Origin of the sequence: Methanosarcina mangrovi, from assembly GCF_052057765.1 — an archaeon.
In the GTDB taxonomy this organism is placed as follows: domain Archaea; phylum Halobacteriota; class Methanosarcinia; order Methanosarcinales; family Methanosarcinaceae; genus Methanosarcina.
Genome location: NZ_CP195120.1, coordinates 3,329,954 through 3,356,034 on the forward strand (window position 1 = coordinate 3,329,954; position 26,081 = coordinate 3,356,034).

16 protein-coding genes and 1 pseudogene are annotated in these 26,081 nt (G+C 43.6%); 11 read left to right on the forward strand and 6 right to left on the reverse strand.

Translation table 11 applies throughout. The features are described 5' to 3' along the window. The first annotated feature begins 176 nt into the window (after positions 1-176). From ACSAZL_RS14795 to ACSAZL_RS14805, 3 genes and pseudogenes are all read left to right on the forward strand, one after another. Positions 177-1,967 carry a radical SAM protein gene (locus tag ACSAZL_RS14795; protein ID WP_440945390.1) on the forward strand — a complete coding sequence of 597 codons (1,791 nt, stop codon included), beginning with the start codon at positions 177-179 and terminating at the stop codon, positions 1,965-1,967. A gap of 351 nt (positions 1,968-2,318) precedes the next feature. Beyond that, a pseudogene (gene anfO, locus ACSAZL_RS14800) lies at positions 2,319-2,707 on the forward strand (Fe-only nitrogenase accessory protein AnfO). A gap of 979 nt (positions 2,708-3,686) precedes the next feature. Next, the gene (locus ACSAZL_RS14805; RefSeq protein WP_440945391.1) at positions 3,687-4,061 is read left to right on the forward strand and encodes a hypothetical protein; all 375 of its coding nucleotides are present in this window, start codon (positions 3,687-3,689) and stop codon (positions 4,059-4,061) included. A 617-nt stretch (positions 4,062-4,678) separates the two neighbouring features. On the opposite strand, the gene ACSAZL_RS14810 is transcribed toward ACSAZL_RS14805, so the two are convergent. Next, positions 4,679-4,906 carry a pyridoxamine 5'-phosphate oxidase family protein gene (locus ACSAZL_RS14810; protein WP_440945392.1) on the reverse strand — a complete coding sequence of 76 codons (228 nt, stop codon included), beginning with the start codon at positions 4,904-4,906 and terminating at the stop codon, positions 4,679-4,681. A 550-nt stretch (positions 4,907-5,456) separates the two neighbouring features. On the opposite strand from ACSAZL_RS14810, the gene ACSAZL_RS14815 reads away from it, so the two are divergent. Next, positions 5,457-6,548, forward strand: a complete 1,092-nt coding sequence (locus ACSAZL_RS14815; RefSeq protein WP_440945393.1) for an iron ABC transporter substrate-binding protein — start codon at positions 5,457-5,459, stop codon at positions 6,546-6,548. 623 nt (positions 6,549-7,171) lie between these two features. Next, positions 7,172-9,727 carry a PAS domain S-box protein gene (locus tag ACSAZL_RS14820; RefSeq protein WP_440945394.1) on the forward strand — a complete coding sequence of 852 codons (2,556 nt, stop codon included), beginning with the start codon at positions 7,172-7,174 and terminating at the stop codon, positions 9,725-9,727. Positions 9,728-10,155: 428 nt separating this feature from the next. On the opposite strand, the gene ACSAZL_RS14825 is transcribed toward ACSAZL_RS14820, so the two are convergent. Beyond that, positions 10,156-11,658, reverse strand: a complete 1,503-nt coding sequence (locus ACSAZL_RS14825; protein ID WP_440945395.1) for a DUF4139 domain-containing protein — start codon at positions 11,656-11,658, stop codon at positions 10,156-10,158. A gap of 363 nt (positions 11,659-12,021) precedes the next feature. Between ACSAZL_RS14825 and ACSAZL_RS14830 the strand changes: the two genes are divergently transcribed. Beyond that, positions 12,022-13,521 (forward strand): PGF-pre-PGF domain-containing protein, encoded by a 1,500-nt coding sequence (locus ACSAZL_RS14830; RefSeq protein ID WP_440945396.1) that lies wholly within the window; start codon positions 12,022-12,024, stop codon positions 13,519-13,521. A 293-nt stretch (positions 13,522-13,814) separates the two neighbouring features. Next, complete coding sequence (cas6, locus tag ACSAZL_RS14835) at positions 13,815-14,450, forward strand: CRISPR system precrRNA processing endoribonuclease RAMP protein Cas6 (RefSeq protein ID WP_440945397.1); 636 nt, start codon at positions 13,815-13,817, stop codon at positions 14,448-14,450. A 60-nt stretch (positions 14,451-14,510) separates the two neighbouring features. Here cas6 and ACSAZL_RS14840 read toward each other — a convergent pair whose 3' ends face one another. Together ACSAZL_RS14840 and ACSAZL_RS14845 are read right to left on the reverse strand one after the other, a co-directional pair. Beyond that, positions 14,511-15,791 (reverse strand): condensation domain-containing protein, encoded by a 1,281-nt coding sequence (locus ACSAZL_RS14840; RefSeq protein ID WP_440945398.1) that lies wholly within the window; start codon positions 15,789-15,791, stop codon positions 14,511-14,513. Between the two features lie 43 nt (positions 15,792-15,834). After that, complete coding sequence (locus ACSAZL_RS14845) at positions 15,835-16,776, reverse strand: nucleotidyltransferase domain-containing protein (RefSeq protein WP_440945399.1); 942 nt, start codon at positions 16,774-16,776, stop codon at positions 15,835-15,837. Positions 16,777-17,289: 513 nt separating this feature from the next. Here ACSAZL_RS14845 and ACSAZL_RS14850 point away from each other — a divergent pair. Continuing rightward, positions 17,290-18,516, forward strand: coding sequence for a M20 metallopeptidase family protein (locus ACSAZL_RS14850; protein WP_440945400.1), 1,227 nt, complete (start codon positions 17,290-17,292; stop codon positions 18,514-18,516). 152 nt (positions 18,517-18,668) lie between these two features. Next, complete coding sequence (locus tag ACSAZL_RS14855) at positions 18,669-19,106, forward strand: GNAT family N-acetyltransferase (RefSeq protein ID WP_440945401.1); 438 nt, start codon at positions 18,669-18,671, stop codon at positions 19,104-19,106. A gap of 225 nt (positions 19,107-19,331) precedes the next feature. Here ACSAZL_RS14855 and ACSAZL_RS14860 read toward each other — a convergent pair whose 3' ends face one another. Beyond that, positions 19,332-21,359: a glycoside hydrolase family 15 protein gene (locus ACSAZL_RS14860; protein WP_440945402.1), complete on the reverse strand. Its 2,028-nt coding sequence runs from the start codon at positions 21,357-21,359 to the stop codon at positions 19,332-19,334. Between the two features lie 1,147 nt (positions 21,360-22,506). Next, the gene (wrbA, locus tag ACSAZL_RS14865) at positions 22,507-23,136 is read right to left on the reverse strand and encodes an NAD(P)H:quinone oxidoreductase type IV (RefSeq protein WP_440945403.1); all 630 of its coding nucleotides are present in this window, start codon (positions 23,134-23,136) and stop codon (positions 22,507-22,509) included. A gap of 387 nt (positions 23,137-23,523) precedes the next feature. Here wrbA and ACSAZL_RS14870 point away from each other — a divergent pair, with 387 nt between their 5' ends. Further along, positions 23,524-24,651 (forward strand): glycosyltransferase family 2 protein, encoded by a 1,128-nt coding sequence (locus ACSAZL_RS14870; protein WP_440945404.1) that lies wholly within the window; start codon positions 23,524-23,526, stop codon positions 24,649-24,651. A 9-nt stretch (positions 24,652-24,660) separates the two neighbouring features. Further along, complete coding sequence (locus tag ACSAZL_RS14875; RefSeq protein ID WP_440945405.1) at positions 24,661-25,833, forward strand: glycosyltransferase family 4 protein; 1,173 nt, start codon at positions 24,661-24,663, stop codon at positions 25,831-25,833. The last annotated feature ends 248 nt before the right edge of the window (positions 25,834-26,081 follow it).

The window sequence follows — 26,081 nt, forward strand, 5'->3', positions numbered from 1 at the left end:
ATAACGAATTAACCAAAAAAACGGCAGGTAGATTGCGTTTCTGGGAAAAAAGACCTGGAACACAGAATTGAGGCCATTAAGAAAGCTTGAAGGTAGACAGCCATCCCCTGCCGTGCGGTTCAGGAGGAATCCGGCCAGTGCGGAACCGGACAGTGTTAAGCAACGGAGACTAAAAAATGCAATGCAATATATGTGAAGTCAGGTGCGAAATCGGAGGATGTAGCATGGGCAGATGTGGAGCTTATGTGTGTACAGGCGATAATATTGCCCAGTGTCCGGGGATGGGATACCTTGGGGCATATCCAATTTCAATAGAAGCAGTTCCTTTGCTTCATTATTATCCTTCAGGCAAATTCCTTCAGGTTTTTAGTACGGGCTGCAATTTCCAATGTCCCGGCTGCATGGCCAGGGTGCTGGCTTCAAGCAAACCCCTTAACCAGCTGGCCCTCAATCCCTCTCAAATAGTGGAAAAAGCCCTGCAGCAGAATTGCCTTGGTGTGGTTTCCACAATGAATGAGCCTGCTGCAAATTATTATCTCTTCAGGAACCTTGCGGTGAGGGCAAAAGAACAGGGTTTGCTTGCAGGCTGTTCAACCAATTGTTATTTCACAGGAGAGACTTTAGAAGAGCTTGGGCAGCTTGTAGACTTCATGAACGTGGGAATTAAAGGATACTCTGACAGGAGCTACATGAATTGCGGAGTTCCTTCGTCAGCCCCGGTTTTCCGCAACCTTTCAAAACTCTTCGACATGGGGGTACATGTCGAAACTTCAATAGTTTATTCCAGGGGAAATGAGGAAGAGATGATAAAAGTTGCAGAAGCAGTGGCTGAGATCTCCCCCACAATTCCCTTGCAGGTCATGAGATTTCTTCCCTTCGGTTATGCTCCGATGGAACTTGAACCTTCAATAGGAGAAGCGGAAAAACTGTGTTCTGCCCTGCGTAAGCATGTGGACTATGTCTACCTCTTCAATTCCCCGGGTACGGAATTGTTGGGCACGTATTGTTCCGAATGTGGCAGCCCTTTAATAGAGAGGGAATTCCAGGAATTCATGGGCTCCAGGTTCGTAAAGGTGAGTTATAAGTGTGGTTGTGGCAACAGCGTTCCGGTTAAAGGGACAACTGCCAATGAAAGTTTCAGTGAGACAGGCTTTATGGACGGTCACAGAGTAGTCCAGGCTTTCCGTATGGTCCACGCGGTGCTTACGTGCCTGGATATACGAGACGATAAGTTGGTGGATTTCTGGATGGATGATAAATTAATGGATGTCTGGAGAGAAGTTTCCGACACCAAAACCCTAATGCACATACATAAAATGACACAGCAACCACATTCTTATCTGGATTTCATAGAACTTATCGCTAAAAAAGCCAACGTACCAAAGAAAGGAGGAAAACTTGTCTCTTTCATTCGCAATCGCCTTGAAATTGTCCAGAATATTGCAGCAGAAGATAACGGTTGTAAAGCTTATTATTGCATGGGTTCTCCCCTCTTTGCCCTGAACGCCGAGAGAATGGAAAACAACCTGGTAACGCTTTCCGGAGGCATTAGTATCAATAAACAGCTTCAAAAAAAAGGAAAACCGGGAGTGAATGTATCTCCTGCATTTATCAATGAACACAATCCGGAAGCTATTTTCATTTCCAGTTTCCTTTCGCGGCCCCTTAATGAGTTCTATGACCTGTGCCAGAAATATGGAATACATGCAGATGCTGTAAAAAAACGGCAGGTTTATGCGGTCCCGGCTGCGTGGGATTTCGGAAACCCCCGCTGGATACTGGGCCTTTTATATATAACAGACAAGCTACATCCCGGAAAACTTGGAATCGACCTGAAAGAGGAAGCTGATGACTTTTACATGCAGTTTTATGGTATGCGGTTTAAGGAAGCCACGCCTAACAGGTCTTTTCATAGACCTTCTTCAGGTATCTGGCCACGGCATGTGATGAGGTGTACTCATGCCTGATTACATCCAGATTATTACAGTAAAATCAAAGTTGTGCTGGCGCACCCCAAGCAACTGGGTATGTTCACGTTGTCGCAAACGTATATTCCTTTGATTGCAGAATTAATTCCACAGGATTGTAGGCGAATAGAGCAGATCGTTGCAACGGCGATCAATTGTTTTGATGATACCTGAACCTATCATGAATTTCAACATGCAAGGAGGACATGTCTTGAAAATTGCAGTTGTGGAAAACGATAACCAACAAACCAGTTCAATATTTGAACCGGAATTCATTGCAACATATGAGGAAGACGGGGGAAATGGAAAGTCCTGAGCCGTTTTGAAAATAAAGTTTGCAACGCGAAAGGCATGGCTGCGGTACGCATGGCTGTGGCGGATACCATAAAGCAACTTGGTGATGCAAAAATAGTGGTTGCAAGTGAAATTCCGGGGATAGCGTCCGGCGCCTTTCAAGCAGCAGGTTTTGACATATTCCTTGTGGAAAGTGACGTGCTTGATGTCCTTGATCCAATCAAAAAAGAAATGCTTGAGGCAATTGAGGAGCGACAGAAAGAACCCCGTAAGTTCGATATCATGGAATTTTTGAAACCTGGTATGAATAAAGGGGATTTTTCTATTAATATGGAAGAAATCATGTTAAAGAATCCGGGTTGAGTTCAAAGAAAATTCTGAGCCCCCATCTGAAAAATGAAAAATTCAACAGGCTGGATGTCGTTTGTAGTCATATTCCAAAGTAGTTTGTCACAGATTTAAGATCCATGGGGTTTGAATATGAAACTGTGAACTAATCGCAGAATAGGAAGACAGTCAGGATAGTGCGTGCGCAGACTCCGTGAAAGGCGGGAATTTTCCGGAAACAGCAAGATCAAACTTGATTCTTTGAGGCTCGTTCAGCCTAATGTGGACTGCCATCTGGACTTGATAGACAAGTATAATCCAAAGCACTGATTTTAATACATGGGACTCACGATAGGTGGTAAAAAGGGTGCTGGAAAGTCACTTTACAGGACCTCTTCGATGAAGACAGAGGGTAGAAAACTGCTATTGAAAATGATAGGAATACGGTTGAACTGAAAAATCATATGTATTAAACCTTCAACAGTCTAAGAGCCTATCCGGAAAGTCAATAACTGCATGTTGTAAAACTTGTAAGGTCTATAGGATTAGGGCATCCGTTCCGGTTTTGTATATTGCAGATTGTAAAAGTTATAGCAGGCAACCACTTTTTGGATAAGCTCTAAATCACGTTTTTGACATCGAGCTCATCCCAAAACCCAGTTTTATCTAATTATCCAGGATTATTCAGGATTGTTTCATAAACGAGGCTAGATATGTAGTTTAAATATGAGATCCAAAGAAGCAAATTTTGAGTTTTGGGATTAGCTCATCAATATCTGTCGTTCATGATTTAGTCTCTCAAGTACGTAAGTCCGGACTAATTTATTTTTCGTGCAATTATTTGATAGATTTTCTATATTGATGCGTTTCATATATTTAATAAAAATTTTCCTTTCTAATCCATGTTTCTTTATATATTATATTACTTGAATTCTAATAATTAAGTGTGGGGTTTTAAGGTCATCTCTGGGATTTAATAGTCAGATTTGGGTATAATATCGTCGTACTCGGTTTGCTTCTGACTGAACTATTTGACTAAAAAAATGTAAAATTATAACTTAAGTTATAGTAACTAAATTTGATACGGGGGTAAAAAGTATGAGTAAATATAAAGGAACAAAAGCACTATCCCTATTTGTAGGGATGTTAATTTGCACAGCATTAACAGGGAATGCACTTGCTGCATGGAATATACCAGAGGATATGCAGCGGAATTGGGAAAACATAGATTGGGACGAAATTAGAGGAAACGCAACTGATGGGAATACGACAGGGAATTCAACAAATAGTTCTGTTTCTCCTTCAGATCTTGAGAATATTTCTGAGGTAATCAATCTCATGAATAATACGTTAAATTCAACAAATGGTCCTGTTTCTCCTTCAGATTTTGTGGATTTTTCTAAGTTGACCGACCTCATAAATAATTCAGTACCTGAAAATGCAACTGTAACTAATGAAACTAATGGAACCTGATGTAATTAAAAAAATAATAAGTAGTTTGTAAAATTACAAGATGGGCTACGGATCAAATCCGGCAAAAATACACAGGACTTACGTACTTGAGAAACTAAATCAAACTCGAAAAGCACTGAGATTAAAAGCTGTCTCCAGATGTTTCAGTTAAAATTTATTGGTTTTTCATTCAACTGCGTAAGTCCCATACTTTTAAACTGAAACAAATAAAGGGCAAGACCCTCTGGTTAATCCCCAACAACTCGCACAGAGCTTTCATATTTGATTGAAGGTAGCTTCCTTTATCCCTTATGAAAAAGTGCAAGCTTCACGAGCATGTGGGATTAACCAGTTCGGCTTTATTAAAATTTGTTTTCTTGATTGTGAATCCAACAGACTAATTCTTCATGAATTTCTCCCAAAGTACCTTTGTTTTGTGTGACTACAGCGTGTAGTTACTGCGCTTCCAGGTTAAACAATTTGCCAGATTCTACCGAGTTTTCTTTGGCTGTCATTCCCTGTGGCGTTATCCGATAAACCGAAACTACATTCCCATCAAGTGAAGATCTATACTTCTCAATAAAGGTGCTGGTCAAAGGGTTACTGTAGTACTTCGGCATATATTTGTCAACCAGTTTCTAGAGAGCCTCAGCAGCTTCTTCCTGGTCAATCACTTTTTCAGCCTTTCCAAAAAGCATTAAGCTCATATATGCCGTATCAGCGTGACAGGGCACCGGGTCAGTCACGATACCCTGTTTCCTATATATTGTGAAACAAACAGGTGGATTTTGGGAAAGAAGATCTTCTTTTTTACCTGAACCCGTTCCACGAAAATAAACAGAACCGTTGTGCCATACATAGCTCATCGGAACAGCATCCTCAAAACAGGGAAATAGACTGTTTTTTTGCCACAAAGGAATCGAAAGAAATAATTTATTGAAAAATTAGTACAGTCAGCCGGAAATGAATATCCATCCAAAAGAAAGTCTCAGTTCTGAAGGCCTTCTTGGGATCAACTCGTTTATTGATCCAGTTTGTCGAGAGTTACAACTCCTTACTTTGTTGTTTTCAAGATTAAGAGCTATTTTTTTGCAACCTAAACTCAGAGGCCTCAGACCTTTCCTCTGATGATAAATTCTGATATGGAAGAGATACGCGCATATTTTGTGATAATGTTTGCAGAGTATTCGAGTTCCACATAAATGAAAAAATATTTATATGATTACTAGGAAATAGGTAACCGTTTTCCTATATTATATGAAGCGTGAAAATTCGAAGAACGCTACAAAAACGCAGGAATTATTAAATAAGCATGTTTGACAGCGTTTTTCAATTTCTCATAAGATAGGACATCGACTTGCATTATGTCTATTCGAACATAACAACTATATACTCAAAAGTTTGTCAGGTATCTCTATGGGTGGAAAAATAGGTACAACATTGATACTTTATCTTCTGGTTCTAGTTGTTGCATTCAGTGGATGTGCAGGAAATGCAGATCAACAGGTTGTTCCGAACTCAAGCACTGTGCATATCACCGACATGCTGGGCAGGCAATTAACCGTGCCTGCGGAAATATCCTCGACTATAGGTACTTCTTCGCCTTCCACCATCCTTGTGTATATGCTCGCCCCGGACAAACTTGCAGGCTGGAACTCCAAACAAAATCTCACCCAACCCTTCATGGATGAAAATTACTCAAATCTGCCTGTAATAGGAAACTGGATAGGATCCAAAACCGGAAATTATGAAACCATTATTGAAATGCATCCTGACATTGTCATTGAAAGTACCTCCAAGGACGGACAAATCAATGAAGCCATAGAACGCAGGCAGGAAAGTCTCGGCAGCATCCCGGTGGTGGCTATTGATGATTCTATTCTCCTTGTGACACAATCCAACCCCACTATCGAATATACAGGTAAGCTGCTCGATTGTGAAGCCAGGGCAGAAAAACTCATCGAGTTCCGCAGTTCAATCCTCAACGAGATCAACAACACTATAAAAGATATTCCCGAAGATGAAAAAGTACGGGTTTACTATGCAGAAGGTCCGAAAGGTCTGATGACCGACCCTTCGGGTTCTCCCCATTCCCAGCTCATTGATATCTGCGGGGGCATCAATGTTGCCGACTGCCCCCTCAAATCCGGAACCGGCATGACCCAGGTTTCAATAGAACAGGTCATGGACTGGAATCCAGAGGTAATTATCACTTCCGATCCACAGTTTTACACATCCGTATATTCTGACTCTCTATGGACAAGCGTGGATGCTGTCCGGAACAAACGGGTATACCTTGCCCCTCAGAATCCTTTCTGCTGGATCGATAGGCCTCAGGGTCCTCATCTCATAATAGGGACTGCCTGGACTGCAAAAATGCTGTATCCGGACCTTTTTGCAGATACGGACCTCTCCGGGCTGACCCGTGAGTTCTACTCGGAATTCTTCCATTATGAGCTTACGGATGAAGAACTGGATATGCTCCTGAACCCTGAAGCAGAGGCCTGAACATGAGCGAGAAGGGCAAGGATGTTTAAAAATCCAACCTGCTTTCCGCAGATGTTTTCAAAAATCGGCATATCCACTGCAAAAACCCATATATGAACCTCTCAAATTAGTCAGCGAAATAATACAAACTAAAAACCATGCGTCTTCGGTTAAGTGAGGAAACGTGATAAATTGCCTCCATTCTCACAACAGTTGTCAATAATTTTAATGTGTTGTGGACTGGAACTGGGTATCGATTTCATGTAATAAGGCCAAAATTTAAGGCAACCTTTTGGTGCAAAATCGATAGCTTTCAGGCAAGAAAATTCCTCAACCGATGACCAATGAAGAGCATTTCATTTTTCGGAAGAAATAGATACTAATTTTGTACCTCAAATGTGTGTATAGTCTATATATTAGAACAGAGATACAAAATAACATAGTAATTAAAAATTAATCTACAAGATTTATACACTTAAAATACAAAATCAAGCTCGCTATACGCTATGGTCAAATCGGTTTTTTAGACAGTTAGTGGTTTGATGCTGTTGGTTTTTCAGTATAACTGCGTAAGTTTTACTCCCGTCAAACTGTTCAATGAAGGTAAGCCGTTGCCTTCAAAGATAAGAGCCTGAAGGGTAAAAATGAAGGCGAAAATGGAGCAATTTTCGGCAGCGAACCCGAATCCTGTGCTCCGCGTGGAAAAGGATGGGACGCTTCTTTATTCAAATGAGGCAGGTGAGCCCTTATTGCATGAGTGGGGCGTAAGAGTTGGAAAAAAACTGCCTTCCTGTATCGGAGATCTTGTGAAAAGGGTAATTTGCCGGAATAGCCCGGAAACAATGGAAGTTAAAGCAGGAAAGAGAGTATACCTGGTCTCATTTCATCCCTTACCCGAAGATGAATCCGTAAATATTTACGGATTCGATATAAGTGACCGGAAAGGGCTTGAAGAAAAACTTAGGGAGAGTGAGGAAAAGTACCGCAATATTATAGAGATAGCAAACGAAGGTATCTGGATACTTGACGCCGAAGCCAGGACTGCCTACGTCAATGAGAAAATGACGGAGATGTTGGGATACAGTCAGGATGAAATGGTCGGCAGATCTCCATGTAACTTTGCCGACGAGGAATTTAAGGCTATCCTCAAACTTAATCTGGAAAAAAGGAAGCAAGGTATCAATCAGGTCTATGAATTGAAATTAATATGTAAAAACGGCTCACTTTTATGGGCACTTATAAGCGCTAAAGCCATTTTTAATAAAGATGGCAAGTTTACAGGCTCACTTGGCGTGCTCACTAATATCACCGAGCGAAAAGAAGCAGAAGAAGCTTTAAAAAAAGCACGGGACAGTCTGGAAGAGAAAATTAAAGAAAGAACAATTCAGCTTGAGAAGGCTTATGAGTCGTTGAAAGAAAGTGAGCAAAGTTTTGCTGAAGCTCAAAAAATGGTCCACGTCGGAAATTGGGATTGGGACGTTGCAAATGATAAAGCTTACTGGTCTGAGGAAATGTATCGTATTTTTGGACGTAATCCTGGGGAGTCAGCACCAGCTTACAATGAATATTTAAATTACACGCACCCCGATGATCGGGACTATGTCGATAATGCCCTTAAAGAGTCATTAAGTAGGAGAAAACCTTGCAATATTGATTACAGGATTTTTCTGGCTAATGGAGAAATACGCACAATCCATATGCAATCCAGAATTATTTTTGATGAGGAAAATACCCCTATTCGAATAAAGGGAATAGTGCAGGATATCACCGAGCGCAAAAAAGCAGAAGAGAAAATTCAGATCCTGGTAAATGCTGTAGAATCATCAAATGATGCTATTCTTACCGAATCTCTTGAAGGTATTGTCACCACTTGGAATAAAGGGGCAGAACAGGTTTATGGTTATTCGGCCGAAGAAATTTTGGGAAAAAACATATCAATAGTCGAACCGGATAATCTCAAAGGGGAAATAAAACGGTTTTCTGAAAAGATTAAACGGGGCAAAAAAATCCAGAGCTATGAAACTTTGCGGTTAAAAAAAGACGGTACGATAATAAATGTTTCAGTAACTCTTTCTCCGATTTTTGATGTATCCGGAGAGCTTATGGCTATCTCAGCCATTGCCAGAGATATTACCGAGCAAAAGCGGGCGGAAGAGACGCTACGGGAAAGTGAGGCGCGTCTGCGCAGGTTTTACGAATCAGGTCTGTTCGGCATGCATTACTATAAGCTGAACGGTTCGATTACCGGCGCCAACGACAAGTTTCTGGAGATAATAGGTTACACGCGTGAAGACTTACAGGCAGGGCGGATTAACTGGGATAAGATGACCCCCCCGGAATATCGTCTCCTGGACGAGCACGCTATCGCGGAACTAAAAGCCACAGGTGTGGCCACACCCTTTGAGAAGGAGTACATCCGCAAAGACGGCTCGCGCGTACCCATCATCCTTGGAGTAGCTACCTTCGATCAGGAACGCAATGAAGGCATAGCCTTTGTTCTCGATGTCACCGAGAAAAAAAAGGCAGAAGAAGCCCTGGCAAGAAGTGAAGAAGCCAGAAAAAAGGAAATCCACCATAGAATCAAGAACAATTTGCAGGTGATCTCTTCCCTGCTGGATCTTCAGGCTGAAAAGTTCAGGGATAAAGAGGTACTGGAAGCTTTCAAGGAAAGTAAAAACCGTGTATTCTCAATGTCCCTTATCCATGAAGAACTCTATAAAGGAGAAGGAACCGATAAACTTGATTTTTCAGCGTACCTCCAAAAGGTGGCTAAAAACCTTTTCCAGACTTACAGCCTTAGCAGCAAAAGTATCCGCCTATGTATGGATCTGGAAGAAAATGCGTTCTTCAATATGGACGTAGCAATCCCGTTAGGAATAGTTGTCAATGAACTTGTTTCCAATTCCCTTAAATACGCATTTCATGGGAGAAACGAAGGAGAAATCCGGATCAAACTCTATAAAGAAAAAATCGGAAAATCTAAAGAGAGTAGAACAGGAAATAAAAATCAAGGCTTGAAGAAAACCGGTTTCATTCTAAAAGTTTCAGATGACGGGATCGGCATACCTGAAAGCTTTGACCTGGAAAATCCCGACACCCTTGGCATGCAGCTTATAACCACCCTCATAGAACAGTTAGACGGGGAACTTGAACTGAACAGGAAAAACGGGACTAAATTCACTATAAAGTTCGCAGTATAGAGAAAAATAATCAGGCTTTCGGACCTGCAAGGTCGTTCAGTAATTCCTTGCTTTTTCGATCATTCCGGTGATATATCAATCCTAGATAACATTTATCTGAATTGAAAATGGCTTTCGGAGTTCAGGATAGTATTTATCCGGCTAACAAGTACGACCCAGGCACGTGCAGCGCAGGGAAGGAAAATTAAAAGGATTCTCTTCCGGATTTCAGAATGGATCCGCTAATCCAGATCCACCAATCCAGATCCGCCAATAGATCAGAATCAACCGATTTTCAGAAAAAGGGTGTAAAAAGAGCCCGTTTAAAAAATAAAAGGGCAAAAAAGCCCCCCACATTACATTTTTCATATTTCTTCCACTTTCTCCCGCCAGGCCGGAGTCCGGAAGATATCAGGCTTCAGCCCGTGAACCTGGTATCTGCCGGGAACTCAATATCTGCGTTCCACTGTGAAAGTGACCTTTTTCGAGCCGTCCGCGGGCACGGTTACTTCCCATTCGGCAGTGTAAGCATCCGTCTTTTCATAAGTATCGGAACTTGTGGTAATCTCCCAGTCCCCGTAGAAATGTTCCACAACCCTGACTTTCTGGGCTTCGGACTTGTGGTTTTTAAGCTCGATCTCATAGCTTTCCCGCCAGACATCATTGCTTACCCTATCGTAGTTGGTCTGGGTTCTGGTGCCGGTCACGTCAAAAGCGCTTCCGACAACAACTTCGACCTCTTCGTCTTTCGGGGTGTGGTCTATACTGTCTTCTCCGAGGAACTGGAGCTGCCCATCGGAATCGGTTTTATATACACGCACAACTCCGGCGGGAAGAGGCATTCCAAGACCCTTTTCCTTTGAATTTTCGAGGTTCAGGACTGCCTGGACATTCTCGCTTTTTGAAATATCAAAGATTAGTTCCTTTTCCACGGGCACGGAATCCGCAGAAAGCAGAGAAATCTGCTTGACCTGGTTGTTTTTCAGGGTGACCGTCCTCTCAAGGGTATAGAGGTGGTACTCAAAGAGGGATTCCTCAACAAAGCTGTCCTTTGCCCCAGCATACATTGCTCCCTCTTCTTCCGCAACCTCATAATCATAATATATCGTCTGAGGTACAGTTACGCGGTGGACTTCTCCTGCAACGAGCTTCAGTCTGGCATCTTCATAGGTAGTTCCTGCCTCATTGTCAATACTGACCCAGCCCTGAATGTCAGCCTTTGTATCATCTGCGTTCGTCTTTACAATGTAATCCGCATTCCAGTTCATGCCGCCCGTAAGATAGGACGTAAGGACATCCCGGCTGCCTGCTATGGGAGAGTAGACCTGCCAGACCAGGGTGGGCTTGGTAAGCAGCCCTGCAGAATCAGGAAACTCAAATTTAGAGACCTCATCAAGACTTACAACCTTTCCATCACTCAGCCTGAGCACAACCCCGCCATCGTGGCTGAGAAGCGTGCCTGTATAGGTCTCTCCTTCCTTTTCAGTCGCAGTTATTTCTTCGCCCAGAAATTTATCCAGCAGCTTGTAACTGCTTACCAGGTCATACTCATAGTTCTGTTCAAGCACTGCAGTATTTTTGTTCGTAGTATCCTCAAACATAACCGATGTAGGGTCGATGAGAGCGGCAACATCCGTATATTCAACGCTGTTGACCCCGGTCTTCAAATCGAGTTCCCTGCGTTCTTTCACAAGGGCCAGGTTATCGTTGTAGACCGTAACTTCGGTAGCTGCATCGGTCACCGCAGCTCCGACAGTAAGAAATTTCAGAGGATTCGAAGGCTGTACCTTTGTGACAATGCTGGAAGAGGACTCAATCCCATTTGCAGCGATTTCTTGCCCGTCAGCCTGAACCGTACTCTCGGTAGAGCCGGGAGAGGAAAACGCTGCTGCTGTGGCTACAACCCCGATAAAAACCAGAGCAAGCCAGAGATAACTCTTTCTCGTTCTCATAACAGAGAATAGAACACTGTTTTATTTATATGTGACTTTGACTGCGGATTCACTCGAAGTTATCCCTTTGAATCCCTGAATTTTTGAAGCCCTGTGATGCTGGAAAACAAATAATCCTTAAAAATTTAATAAAAATCAGGCTGTTCACAGTTATAATAATATAGACCAATACATAATATAGAATTTAAGAGAGATATCAAGATACATGCTAAAATAGGTACTAAAGTAGTTGCTAAAATAGTTACTAAAATAGATACTAAAATAACTGCTAAAATAACTGCTAAAATAGCTGCTAAGATGGATGCTATAACATATGCAGAATAGATGCCAGCTAATCCCCAGAAAACTAAAGGACTCGTTTTCATGAAAACTGTTGAAACTCTTAAAGTAAAAAACCGGATCACAATCTCAAATTTTATCTCCGGGCTCATATTTCTTCTATTTTTTGCAGTAACTGTACTTCCAGTTTCAGCCTCCGGAATAGAGGCAAGCAGGGAGATTTCTGCAGGAACGGTTTATGCAGGCGAAACTTTCACGGTAACCGTGCACATAGAGGCAGCCCAGTACATTGAAGCCCCCGCTCTTGATGAAAACCTTCCCGCCGGATGGGATATAACAATAATTGAAAATGACGGGGCTACATTCCAGAATTCCGAGACTTTCAAAGCTTCTACCCTAGAATGGATCTGGGTCGAAAGCCTCCAGGCAGGCGGGGAAAAAACCGTAGTTTACAGGGTTACAGTGCCTTCAACTTCCGAACCCGGGAATTTCAAAATCTCAGGCAATGTTTCCGCGTATTCAATCCCTGCCGTGCCTGTTACAGGAGCTTCGGAAATAATAGTCACATACCCTCCCCTTGAAGCCGGATTTTCCGCAAGCCCCCTCTCCGGCACCGCGCCTCTTAAGGTCCAGTTCACGGACCTGAGTACAAACAACCCGGATTCCTGGAAATGGGACTTTGACGGAAACGGAAGCATCGACTCTACGGAGAGAAACCCGGCATGGACCTATGAAACCCCAGGCACCTATACTGTCACCCTCATAGCAAGCAACACTACCTACGGAAACGATACCGAGAAAAAAACAGGTTATATCACAGTCACCGAGGAAACTTCGTATTCCGGAGGAAGCAGCGGAAGTAGTGGAAGCAGCGGAAGTAGCGGAGGAGGAGGCGGGGGCGGAGGCTCTCCGGAATCAAGTCGGAACATAGAGCTTAAGGAGGTCTCAAGCGAGCAGGTCTTCAAAGGAATCCACACCTGCTACACCTTTATAGGGGAGACAAACGAAATAGTTAGTATCGAGTTTGACCCGAAAAAGAACTTCGGAAAAACCGCCACAATTGTGGAGATGTTGAAGAACACATCTTCAATAGTGAAAGAACCTGCCCCCGGAACCGTCTACAAGAACCTGAATATCTGGGTCGGAAACAGCGGCTTTTCAAGCTCCGAAAACCTTGAAAACGCCCGGATCAGCTTCAGGGTAAACAGGACATGGCTTTCCGAAAACCGCATAAGTGAAAGCAGTATAACCCTGTACAGGTACAGTGATGACATCTGGAACGCCCTCCCCACAACCCTGACCGGAGAAGACCAGGATTACTTCTACTTCACCTCAGAAACTCCGGGATTTTCCCCATTTGCAATCGCATGCCCTGAAAAAGATACCCGGGTGATAGAGATAACTCCGATTAGAAACGAGGGAAGTAACGTCATGAGTGCAGGAGAAATATCGGGAGAAGATGAAGAAAACCTGGCATCGGATAATGAAAAAACCGATAAAGATTCTCCGGGAGCCGGGATTTCGTTTGCAGCAGCCGGGCTCCTGGCATCGTATGCAGCCCTGAAGAAAAGGAAGATGAAATAAGGTTTTCAAGACCCGGGAAGGTTTGGATAAACCTTCTTTTCTATTTTTATATCATTTTTCTCTTTTTTTACCTTCTTTAGATGTTTTTACTTAGTCTTTACGAAAACATGTTCAATCCTCATTTTGCAAGGACAAGGCCTGAAACAAGTTCAGCATCACAGTCTCCGACTCATCGTGGTTCAAGGCACTTTCAATCCTCATTTTGCAAGGACAAGGCCTGAAACGAATCTAATGTAGGATATGGAGCTCCTCCAAAGCCTATAGTATTCATCCCTCCATTTTTTGGCAGGAGCATGGTTGTCGAAGAAAACGGTTTTCTTGATGTGGATATACTTGTCTTCGGAAAATTCATCCGTTATCTGCCTCATATAATCCTCGGATTAAGGTTACTTGGCCAGAATGGGACAGGTAACGAAAAACAACAGAACAGATTTAAACTGGATAAAATAAAATGTAACTTCTCGGGTGAACTTGCATTTGACGGGTTCAAAATAAATAGTAAAGCTGTTAAAGAGATTGAACTCTTGAGTGAAAATTTAGAAGAATGTTTGTCTGACAAAAAACTCAAAATAGCCTTTAAAACCCCGATAATGATCAAGACAGGAAACTTCCCTCCAGACCTGGAAAAACTCCTGAACATGATACGCCATAGACTGATTTTATATGTAAACGAGTACGGGGACGGGGAAAATGTCCCGGATTTTAAGTGTAAAGCGATAACAACTGCTTCAAATGCGCACTTCCATAAGCTCATAAGCAACTCGCAGAGAACCAAAAAGAAAGAGTTTCATACCCATACGGGAACCGTTGAGTATCTTGTTGAGGAAATGGATGGAAACGCAAAACAGTTGCTCAGGATCGGTTCACTTATAGGTGCAGGACCAAAACCTTCTTTCGGGCTAGGCTTTATGAATATCATGAATGGCTAACAGTTATAATTTTTTGCCTATACCCGCATTTCGCCATTGAAGAGATCTCGAAACCCTCTATCACAGGTCACAACAGGAACTCAGCCCACCAGCAACCATATTGAGAAAATGATCTACGTCCTCTTTCTTTGTAGCAGGCTCGTAATAGCCTGCCGTAAGAGTCAGTACCTCATTATATGTTGAAACCCCGAGCATAAAGGCAGGGGCATGGAAGGCTGGAGTGACCACGTAAGCGTCTTCAGCTTCTGCTTCTCCAAAAAAGAGTGGAGTTGGGCTGATTACTCCTAAATTGGTGAGCATAGGGGAAGAGTTTCCGCTTACCAGAGATGTTTGCCACTCTTTTTTAACCGTTTCCAGGACTTCCCGAAAATTCATTCCGCTCATTAATTCGCAGGCAAGAGCGCTTTGTATACCTGGAAAGTGAATTTTAATTCTTTTCATGGCGAGTACAACCCTTTCCAGTGTAGAAGTAAAGGATTCGCATTTTATTCTGGGCATTCTCAAACTCTCGATCCCGGATAAGTTGGAGATGGATATATTTTCTTCTTCCGGCAAATAACGGCGTAAGTCCACGGTAAACTGGATTTCCATTGGAGCATAAAGTTCAGGTTCTATCATGTCAAATAGCGCTCGAAAATAAGCTGTCAGGATAATATCGTTTATTGTTGCTTCGTGGGCCCTTGCATAGGCCGAAATGTTCCGAAAATTTCCGGAAGGGATTCGAGTTACAGAGAATTGCATCGATTCCTGCTCTGCAGATCGCTGCCAGGGAAAAGCCCATGTAGGCTCCGCTTCCCCAGGAATGGAAGAAGATTTGAGTTCGGTTATTCCCTGGGCTTCAAGCACAGCACTCTGGTCTCTTTTTCCCTGCACATTCGGTTCGGGTTCAAAAGAAGGATCTCTGCAAAGCTTAGTATATAAGCCAGCCAGCAGTTTAAGGTATTCTCTGGCGCTCCTGCCATCGCAACAGGCATGGTTGAGCTTGATGCACAGGGTGTCTTCCTGACAGTGGCGAAGCAGGAGCGCCAGTATCTGCGGGTCACGGTCCATATTCAAAGGTTCAAGCAGAAACTTCATAACCGAATCTTCCCTGTCCTTCGTCTCTTCTAGCCTGCACCAGGAAATTTTTTCCGGATCAAAAAGGCGCTGCCAGAATGGGCTGTTTTCCCTTTCTACAAAAAAGCAGCCCAGAACAGGCTCGGCATCAATAGAGAGTCTTACAGCCCGGGCCAGTTTCGCCTCATCCAGCTTATCTTTAAAATGTATTACAGCCTGAAGAGTATGATTTGAAATCCCATAACGAGCCGTATAATTGAACATGTCCTGCGATGTGACGGGCATCGTTTGGGGAATATTTTGAGACTTCATTTCCAAACAGACCTTTTCACCTATACCCGCATTTTTCAAGCCAGGTAAGGGACCGGATCCACTCCCCTTTTGGCTCCCTTGAGGTGCCAACGACCAGCCGCTTCATATCCCCTACTTCTTCGACCACACCACGGGCTTCTATGATCTCTCCGGGGAGAGCCTGGCCTGCATAGGTGTGGGTGTAGGAGAGCACATGGTCGATCTCGGCGTGCTTCACTTTGTAGTAGGCAGGGCTGTCAAAGGCAAAGTCAGCGTTTGTAACCTCGGCTTCGATTTTCATTTTGACCGTATCTTTTCCCCGCAGGAGAGGCTCTTTAATCTGGTCCCATTCCCGCACGAAGAGGAGGTCAAAATAAGTGCCCTCGACCATGCCGCGGTTGCCTTTCCTGGACTCGTGGAGCATGAATTCGTCAAAAGAAATCTCAGGAATCCTTTTTCTGTAGATCCTCTGCCACATCTCCTCATCGATCTCTTCGATAAGGCCCTCCTGCTGTTTTGCAATGGCTATGGCATCCCTTGCCCTGAACCACATGGGACCGTAGACAACAAAATCAATATCAGAGCTTTCATTCTGCAGACCTGCAAGCATTGAACCCGTGACTCCCATACTTGTCCTCGGAATTCCTGCCAGGTCAAGCACCTTTACGATCGCCCTTACCCGGCTGTCGGAATTTACAAGTTCGGGGATCACGTCCGAGGGACGCAACACCCGTTTTACCTCGGACTCCGGCACAACGTGCACGTCCTGAACCCACTCAGGCCTGTTTTTTTTCATAAATTCGAAAGCAGGGCCGAAATCGTATTTTTTGTATCTTTTCCCGTTTAACTCCCTCTCGCCGGTTTCATCCGGAACGTAGCGGAGTGTAGCTCTTATTCCATCGCTGCGGAAGTAGTCCGAAACCGCAAAAAGCCAGTCATCTTTTGTAAGAAGGAAATCTCTAAGGCGTGTTTTGAGCATTTATACCATCCCTGGAACTTTGAAGAGTATTCGGGTCTATTGAAACTTAATTGCCGCAAATAGCCGTTCATTTAAGAACACTCTTAATTTCAACTAAGAACACCGTTAATTTCAGTAAAGAATACTTTTGATTTTAATCAAAAACACCATTAATTGGAGCTAAGAACACTTTATAATAACATTACAATGGCTTCATAATAACATTACAATGACTTAGTAATAACAGTAAAATAACGGCCTTTAACGGTCTTAAAAAGACAGATTAATAACCCTTTAACTGCTAATCCTTTAACTGCCGTTATTTTAAAATTAACAGCAGGATAAAATGTATTGTGCCATTCATGTATTTAACTGTCAGTATTTTAATTCTTGATTAATGGGAAAAAAATTGGGAAGAAAATGGAGTAATATATACCTGGACTAATATATACTGAAGAAGTAAAAATAAAGGATATCGAATTATCGAAAATAAGCGGAAGAAACTGCATATGCAGAAAATCCGAGGTAATACGTTTGAGAGATGACCCGAGTGCAGAAACGTTTGAAGATTGGATTATCCGGCTGAGGCGAGAATTTCACCGATACCCCGAACTCAGTTTCGAAGAATATGAAACCCAGAAGCGAATCCTGAAAGTCCTTGAAGAACTTGGGATAGAAGCCAGGAGGATTGCGGACACCGGCGTGCTTGCAAGTATAAAGGGTACGATGCCCGGGCCCTGCATTGCCCTGAGGACGGATACTGACGGCCTGCAGGTCCAGGAAGAACTCACGGAAAGAAATGGGGACTACATTTCCAGAAATGAGGGGGTAATGCATGCCTGCGGACACGATGGGCATATGGCAATGCTTTTTGGGGCTGCAAGGCTCTTTCTAGAAAAACGGGACTTTCCGGGAGAAATCCGCCTGATCTTCCAACCTGCAGAAGAAATTCCCCCGGGCGGTTCGGAGAGGGTTATTGCCGAAGGAGGGCTAAAAGGCGTGGATGCGGTTATGGGCATGCACATATTTACCAACCACGAATCCGGAAGCGTAGGTTTCCGCCCGGGGCCATTTATGGCAAGCACAAACCGTTTTGAAATTACCTTTAAAGGAAAGGGGGGCCATATCTCAAAACCCGAAAACTGCATTGACCCTGTCCGGATGGCAACGGATTTCATAAGCAGCATTTACCCGGCCCTTGAAAAACAGCTTGAACCGGATAAGTATGTCCTGGGGGTGGGAAGGATTCAGGGAGGAGCCCAGTTCAACAGGACTCCTGACAGTGTAGAGATTCTCGGAAGCTACAGGACATTTGACCGCAGGACTACGGAAATTATCGACCTGACAATAAAAGAGTGCCTTGAGAGGATAAAGGAAAGATACGTAAAACCCGGGGAGGAGTTTGCAGGGCTTCCGGATTACAAACTTGATATTTTACACGGGTATCCGGTCCTGGTAAATGACCCGGTTTTCACAGATGCGGTTAACTTAAAACTGCAGGAAAGTTTCCCTGAACTCACAGTTTATCCCGAAATAGAAAAGACCTTTGCTGCCGAAGACTTTGCAAGCTATCTGCAGGTAGTGCCCGGAATCTTTATTTCCCTCGGCACCCGGAACCAGGAAGAAAGAATTGTGGAGATCAACCACTCATCTACTTTCGATATTGATGAAAAAATTCTGCGCACAGGTGCTGAAATTTTCTATACCATTTCTCTGGATTTCCTGAAACACCCCGAAAAATACCTCAACCACCAAAAGTGAAGGATCCTCAGAAGTATCTTGAAAAACCCGGAATTTAAAGGACCCCGGAAATTAGAAAGCATGAGGTCCGAAATACCTGAAATACGACGGAACAGGTTAGTAGAGGCAAGATAAACACAGGAAGCTGTCAATTAAATTAATGGAGAAACAACATGATAATCCAGAGCTACGATGATTCCAGACAGGAAGAAGTCCGCGATGTCGTCCTGGAAGTCTTGCTGGAACACGGCTTTGAGTACGACAGGCTTAAAGATTCTGACCTGAAGGACATCAATGGCTACTATTTTGCAAAAGGGGGTACCTTTTTTGTAGGCCTGGACGATGACAGGGTGGTGGGAACTGCAGGAGTCCGCAAACTTGATGGAAACCGCTGTGAAATCAAGCGCATCTACCTCAAAAAGAGCTTCAGGGGCAAAGGGAACGGAAAAAAGCTTTTTCTGGCAGCCCTGGGTTTTGCCGAAAAAAACTGTTCAGGTACCGTGCTTAAAACCGATTCGACCCTCAAAAAAGCGATAGGCATGTATCTCAAGCATGGCTTTACTTTTTTAAAAGAAGAAAACGGGTACCTGTACTATGAGAAAGAGTTTTAAAAAAACTTTCCTGATAAAGCAGGTATGAAATATACTTATTTTGAATCAAGCAGAGGAGCTCCATTAAATCTCTTTACTAAAAATTAGCCCTCTTGAGCGAAGCGAAAAGGGCAGCGTACTGCAGAGCCGCAACTCTGCCGAAACAGACCGCGTACTCCCGAGACGCAATTCGGGCTGCAGAGCCGCGACTCTGCCGAGGCGCAATTCGGGTTTAAAAAAACTGTTTTATTCTCCCGGTAAGACACAGATGCCGCCCTCCCTTTTCTCAAGGGCTTGCAGATATTCAAGCACAGCAAGCACAAAAGCTGAATGGGACCAGGCAAGCGGAAGTACAGAAAGGGGCCTGCCCTTATCATCCACCTGTTCTGACATAAGGCCTGTTGGATGGGCGTGATCAGCACACCACTCCAGAAGCTCAAGAGCTCTTTCCAGGTTTCCGGTTGCAGAGTGCCACTGGGACAGCCAGAGAGTACAGATAATCCAGCTGTTCATGTAGCCATAATAACTGTCGTTGAGATACCTGGCAATCCCACCTGAGGGGCGCAGCAGTTCACGTTCGATAGCCTCCATTGTCCGGACAACTCGGGGATCATCAGGAGGAAGGACCCCAAAATACCAGACTGCAAATACGGAGGAATCAAGGGTTGCTTCTTTCAGGGAACGCCGGAAACGTTTGAGTTTATTGTCGTAAAGTCTCCTGATAATTGCCTCTTTTACCCGATCCGCAGCCTCTTTCCAGATGTCTGCATTGCCGTAATCTCCAAGGGAACGAGCGAGTTCACAGGCTCCTCTGAGCCCTGCATAGACCGTGCAGGCACTGTAGGTATGTACACCTTTTCGCTCTTCCCAGAGATCAAAACTCGGGATAGGAAGACCTGTCTCCTTTTCAATTGCTTTTGTCAGGTAATTAGCTGCAGGAATTACAAGGCACCTATAATACCTGCCTGTAGTCCATACACTCCTTGCAATCTCCCAGTTGTTGTAGAGGGCATAGAGGGGAAGTCCTGTCTCATCAATCTGTACCATAGGCACAGGATGCCAGGTGCTCCCGAAATCTCCTGCAGGCGTGTATTTGTGAAGGAAGTTGCCCCTTGGAGTGATGGTTTTTGAAAAGAATTCAAATGTCTCGGCACTCAGATGGTGATACCGTGCTCGATCGAGAGCAAGGCAGACCCAGGCGGCATCTCTGGGCCAGCAGTAGGTATAGAGATCTGCTCCAAACTGTTTAATATCCGAATCGCAGGATGCGATCACCGAACCCTTGATATCCATATGTGCTACAGCCGTAAGGAGACTTCTATAGAAACACTTTACGACCTTTTCCGGAAGCTGCGGCATCCAAGCATATTCGGGAAGCACGGATACCCGTTCGATAAATGAGTGCCAGAAGTTGAAATTATAGTGGAAAATGTCCCTTTTTCCGAATTCTTTTACCCTCTTATGGATTTTAAGTACACTGCAGTAATTTTTCCCGAGAACGATCCAGTAATGAACCCTTGTTGCCTCCCCGGGTTTTAGTTCGGGCAGGGTCCAGCCCAGGGTGGAATCCACAGAGCCGTGCGCCACAGGGTTTCCACTCAGGTTCGCATCTATTTCCATGTCTTTCCAGGTACCTTCAAGCCCCTTCCACTCGGCTGTTCCTACAGCATGCTGGTCAAAAGCAGGTTCACTTGCATGCAGGAAATAGCGGTCGCGCTTGTAATGGATAAGGGTATGCTTATCAATTACAGCAGTTTCTCCGATCTTATGCTCGAGGATCCTGTAATTCTGGTTGGAAAAAAGGCGGAGGCGTCTTGAGGAGTTGGAGATATTCCTGACTTCGAATGTTCTGTAGAAAATATTCACAGATGGATGGACCGTCTCCCATACAGTAATTCTAAGCCCAAGCTCAGAATTTTCAAAAACAGTTTCCCCGATATTTGAGACTACTCCTTTACAGGCTTCAGGCACTCCTTCACTGTTTTTTTCCTTTTCATCCCCTTCCCCTGCTTTGGCTTCTTCAGGGTTTCCTGAGCTTTCAAGAATCCTGCTACAAAACTCCACCCTAAACTCTGGCTTATACCGCTGCCGGATATTCCAGTTTTCAAGCCAGCTGCAGTAAAGGGAATCAAGGTCACATACACCGACCTTTATCGAGTTCCCGTGATTCTCAAGCCCTACATATGGGAAATAGACATCCCTTATAGTCCCTTTCTCATCTTCACAAATCAGGATTTTTCCATTTCCGAAAATCAGCGGCCTAATTCCGGACACCTCCGACTCTATATTTTATTATTTCGCATTTTAGCCTGTAATTTAGAATTATGTTTCTTAATTTTGCGTTTTATTCCGTAATTTCGAATTACGTTCTGTGATTTTACTTTTTATTCCTTTTTTCGAATTAAATCCCATGATTTTGTGTTTTATTCCTTAATTTTGTATTTTAGTCAGTAATTTCAAGTCATATTCCGCAATTTCAGGTTATGTTCTGAACATTTCTTTGATTAAGTTCTATTATAAGAAAGCAATGAAAACGTGATATGGTTATCAACGCAAACATGATATGGATTGTGGTTTATCCGGATTCTTAGACTTCGCTTTCAGAACCTAACATTCTTTTTAAGCCTGAACTATAAATAAACCTGTACCATCCTCTAGATCCAGAATTTATTAAAGCTTAACCACTTTACGGCTGGTTATATAGTGGTTGAACCATTTTTTTAACGGAAAACCTTTTTTCAAATTTTCCCTGTTTGCTGAGCACGCTCGGGGCTTAAGTTCGAAAAGTACAATTTTTGTCCAGAATGACCGGTGAAGTCGGATCTATTTTCAAACCTGGTCCCTATAAGAATCGAATATACCGCTGAAACATTTAAAGGGAAGGAAATATGTGTGAGAATAACAACTTTAGCCTGAAAAAAAAGTCTTCTTCAGGGATGATATTGCAAAAAAAAGAAAAAGTTACGATGTAAGGGCAGAAGAAACATACATTTACGGTTCACGATTGTGTAATATACTGCCTGATAGACCCATAAAAATCAATTTAATTTCTTGTTAAGGATATATATAAATTTCATACGAAAGTTTATATTCGGTCGAGTTCTTGTTAGTATGACTTATAAAACTAAGTCTTTAAAGAAGTATCCACATACAAAAATGTGCGTGTCTACTATGGTTTATGTAAAAAAAATATGCCCCGTTTGCGGGAAAGAATTCTTTGTCCTCAAGAGTGCTGAGGAAAAGGCAGTATACTGCACTCTGGCATGCCTGACAACAGCTCAGGACAGATTTGAGCGCAGAGGAAGAGCCTTACCAAGCTTTAACTGAGCATTCTAATTGCAGGCAAAAGAACTCTAAAAACTGAAAGGGAAAACACCCGCAGAAGGGAAAGTTTTTCCATCCTTTTTTATTATTAAAGGCTTTACCTTCCAGCGATTTTTTTTGCAATCTGAGTTACGTGCTTTCCCTGGTACCTGGCCATTTCAAGTTCGTTCTCTGACGGCTGTCGGCTTCCGTCTCCTGCGGCAATCGTTGAAGCTCCATACGGGCTGCCGCCCGTAATTTCGTCCATCCTTGTCTGCCGTTTTTCCGCATACGGAAGGCCCACGATAACCATTCCGAGGTGAAGAAGGGTTACATGAAACGTGAGGATTGTGGATTCCTGTCCCCCATGCTGGGTTCCGCTGGAGGTGAAAACACTTCCTACTTTCCCTACAAAGGCGTCCCTGTTCCACAGCCCCCCAAGACCATCAAGGACTGCACGCATCTGGGCAGTCATATTTCCGTAACGAGTGGGAGTTCCGAAAATGAGCGCATCGGCCCCTGCAAGTACTTCCTCATTCATGTCCCTTGTCAGCACAGGGATATGGGCAAAAAGCTTTTTCGTTTCTATTGCCCCCATCTTCCCAAGGACTTCTTCAGGGAGGGTTTCAGGCACCTGATAAATCCCTACCTCAGCCCCCTCAACTTCCCTTGCCCCGGCAGCGACAGCTTCTGCCATTTTATAGACGTGCCCGTACATACTGTAGAATATTATATTCACTTTAACCATTCTATCCTCCTATCAAAAACCAGTTTAAGGTATAGCAGTCTGTTTAAATCCCAGCGCCAGACTGCTACAGTCCAAGCACCAGATGATTTGAATCCCCATATCGAGCTATTTATTTTCAGGCTATATATTTTCCCAAATTGGTTGGAATGACCTGTGAGTTCCGGAAAACTCGGGATCCTTCCCTAAAAAGAGTTTTCTGATATATTATATAGATTACTAACATACACCAGAGCTTGTGAATAGAAGTCTGAATCTTTTTTGCTTTGTGTTTCAGCTCTTCCAATCCTCAGGCTTCAAACAGTAGCAGGAAATATTCGGGAAGAATTAACTACTCCTGCATTGTAAGTATCAAAATAGTTATTAGGAAATATGCTGTATAAGCAGGACATGCCCTCCCTTTCTATCGTAATGCCTTCTATGAATGAAGAAGAAACTATCCGTATTTGCATACAGAAAGCTCAGACCGTATTCAAAAAATATGGTATAGAGGGGGAAATAATCGTTGCGGACAATTCATCGGACAAAACCGCAGAGATTGCAGCATCCATGGGTGCAAAGGTGATAGGCCCGATAAAAGGATATGGGAATGCTTACCTCAAAGGGCTGGCCGAAGCAAAGGGGGATTATATTGCTATCGCAGATGCGGACAATACATATGACCTCCTTGAGCTTGACAAGTTTCTGGGCCCACTTATGGCAGGAGAAGCAGATTTCATAATGGGCACACGGCTCAAAGGTGAAATAAAAAAAGGAGCTATGCCCTGGCTGCACCAGTATGTTGGAAACCCTATTCTGACCGGGATGCTAAATTTCCTGTTCAAAACAAAAATTTCTGATGCACATTGCGGGATGAGGGCTTTTACCAGAGAAGCCCTTGAAAAAATGAACCTTAAAACTCATGGTATGGAACTTGCATCCGAGATGGTAATCGAAGCTGCAAGATGCGGGTTGAGGATTAAAGAAGTCCCTATAACTTACTACTCCCGCAAAGCTCCCTCCAAGCTGCGCTCGTTTCAGGACGGCTGGCGGCATGTAAGGTTTATGATGTTATACAGGCCAGTCCCCTTCCTCTATCTGCCCGGCGCTTTTGTGTTTATCCTGGGTTTTCTTATAACCGCTTCCCTTCTTCTCACGGAAAGTGCAGCATATAACCGCCTCCACTCATTTATCCTGGGCAGTATGCTCTTAATCATTGGCGGGCAAATTCTGGCCACTGGCGGATATATGAAAACCTATGGCCTGATCCACGGCATGTACCGGGATGACAGGGCAGGCAGGAAACTGCTAAGCTACCACTCCCTTGAAAAAGAACTGCTCGGAGGCTCCCTTATCCTTATTTCAGGGCTCGTTCTCGGGCTGAAAGTAACCTATACGTGGGTCAGTTCCGGATACGGCTCTCTTGAAGAAGTAGAATCTGCAGTTATTTCAATGGTCCTGGCAGCAGTCGGGCTCCAGCTGATTTTTTCTGCAGTCTTTGTAAGCGTAATGCTCCTCGAAGTTGATACTGACTGGTAAAGTGATGCAATGAAAATTGCTTTCGTATATGATGCTGTCTATCCCTGGGTCAAAGGGGGTGCAGAAATTCGCATCCATGAGCTGGGGAAGCGGCTTTCTTCAGAGGGGCACGATGTGCACCTTTTCGGGATCAAATGGTGGGAAGGCGGAGACGTAATTAGGCATGAAGGCATGACCCTTCACGGCGTCTGCAAAGCCAGGGAACTGTATGTAAACGGCAGGCGTTCGATTACCGAGGCGCTTGTGTTTGCTACAAAGCTGTTTCCAGTCCTTCTGGAAGAGAAATTTGACCTTATTGACGTAAGCGTATTTCCCTATTTTTCCTGTTTTACCGTAAAAGCTGTTTCAGTCCTGAAAAAGACCCCTGCTGTGTTCACCTGGCACGAGGTATGGGGGGATTACTGGTATGAATACCTTGGGAAAACGAAGGGTCTCTTCGGATTCTTAATAGAAAAAGCGGTTGCAACAATCTCAAAGAATAACATTGCGGTCTCGGGCTGGACAAAGGACAGGCTGGAAACCCTCAAGGGAACAGATAGCAAGATAACCGTTCTGCCCAACGGCGTCGACCTGAAGTTAATATCTGAAATCAAACCTGCAGGGCAGGGTTCATCGAACACTCCAGCAGGCAAAATTTACGATATTATCTTCGCAGGCAGGCTCATAAAAGAAAAAAATGTTGACGTTCTGATAAAAGCAGTTTCCCTGTTAAAAAAAGATTTTCCAGAAATCTACTGTTGTGTTGTTGGAGACGGGCCCGAAAGGAAAGCTCTGGAGAAACTCACCCGGGAGCTTGGGATGCAGGAAAATGTGATATTCGAAGGGTTTCAGGAGTACGGGGCATTAATCGGGAAAATCAAGGCTTCAAAGGTGCTTGTGCTTCCTTCTTCAAGAGAAGGCTTCGGGATGGTCGTAATCGAAGCTTTCGCCTGCGGGGTGCCTGTAGTGACGGTGAAACAAAAATATAACGCAGCACAGGGGCTTGTTAAGGATGGAGTGGACGGGTTTGTTGTGGAACTGGAGGAAAAGGAAATTGCAAAAGCCGTGGAAAAAATGATTGAAAAGAACTCACGGAACATAGAAGCTTCAGAAGCTGCATATAGTAAAGCTAAAAAATACGATTGGGACGAAATAGTAGAAAATATTTGTTCAGTGTATGAAAGTCGTATAAGAAGAGATTAAAGCTGGAAAAAATTTTGGCATGAAGATAGGTGGCAAATAGTACCTCATTTATATAAGAAAAACAATTCATAGGATTCAGCGTAACTCCTCTATTTAGCTGGTTGTTTACTATAAGTACATAAGCAATTCATTGAAGTCAGAGGTTTATCGAAATTTTCTAAATCTTGTTTTAATAAGAAAGTAATTAAAGCATAACTTTCATAAGAAAGGTGATTAAATTCCGAGTTATAATATTTAGTGGGAAGAGT

Excerpts from the sequence above, each read along its gene's own strand:
- ACSAZL_RS14830 (WP_440945396.1), top strand. The coding sequence starts at position 12,022 with ATGAAAACTGTTGAAACTCTTAAAGTAAAAAACCGGATCACAATCTCA.
- cas6 (WP_440945397.1), top strand. The coding sequence starts at position 13,815 with ATGGTTGTCGAAGAAAACGGTTTTCTTGATGTGGATATACTTGTCTTC.
- ACSAZL_RS14805 (WP_440945391.1), top strand. The coding sequence starts at position 3,687 with ATGAGTAAATATAAAGGAACAAAAGCACTATCCCTATTTGTAGGGATG.
- ACSAZL_RS14840 (WP_440945398.1), bottom strand. The coding sequence starts at position 15,791 with ATGCCCGTCACATCGCAGGACATGTTCAATTATACGGCTCGTTATGGG.
- ACSAZL_RS14855 (WP_440945401.1), top strand. The coding sequence starts at position 18,669 with ATGATAATCCAGAGCTACGATGATTCCAGACAGGAAGAAGTCCGCGAT.
- ACSAZL_RS14795 (WP_440945390.1), top strand. The coding sequence starts at position 177 with ATGCAATGCAATATATGTGAAGTCAGGTGCGAAATCGGAGGATGTAGC.
- ACSAZL_RS14820 (WP_440945394.1), top strand. The coding sequence starts at position 7,172 with ATGAAGGCGAAAATGGAGCAATTTTCGGCAGCGAACCCGAATCCTGTG.
- wrbA (WP_440945403.1), bottom strand. The coding sequence starts at position 23,136 with ATGGTTAAAGTGAATATAATATTCTACAGTATGTACGGGCACGTCTAT.
- ACSAZL_RS14875 (WP_440945405.1), top strand. The coding sequence starts at position 24,661 with ATGAAAATTGCTTTCGTATATGATGCTGTCTATCCCTGGGTCAAAGGG.
- ACSAZL_RS14825 (WP_440945395.1), bottom strand. The coding sequence starts at position 11,658 with ATGAGAACGAGAAAGAGTTATCTCTGGCTTGCTCTGGTTTTTATCGGG.
- ACSAZL_RS14815 (WP_440945393.1), top strand. The coding sequence starts at position 5,457 with ATGGGTGGAAAAATAGGTACAACATTGATACTTTATCTTCTGGTTCTA.
- ACSAZL_RS14810 (WP_440945392.1), bottom strand. The coding sequence starts at position 4,906 with ATGAGCTATGTATGGCACAACGGTTCTGTTTATTTTCGTGGAACGGGT.
- ACSAZL_RS14845 (WP_440945399.1), bottom strand. The coding sequence starts at position 16,776 with ATGCTCAAAACACGCCTTAGAGATTTCCTTCTTACAAAAGATGACTGG.
- ACSAZL_RS14870 (WP_440945404.1), top strand. The coding sequence starts at position 23,524 with ATGCCCTCCCTTTCTATCGTAATGCCTTCTATGAATGAAGAAGAAACT.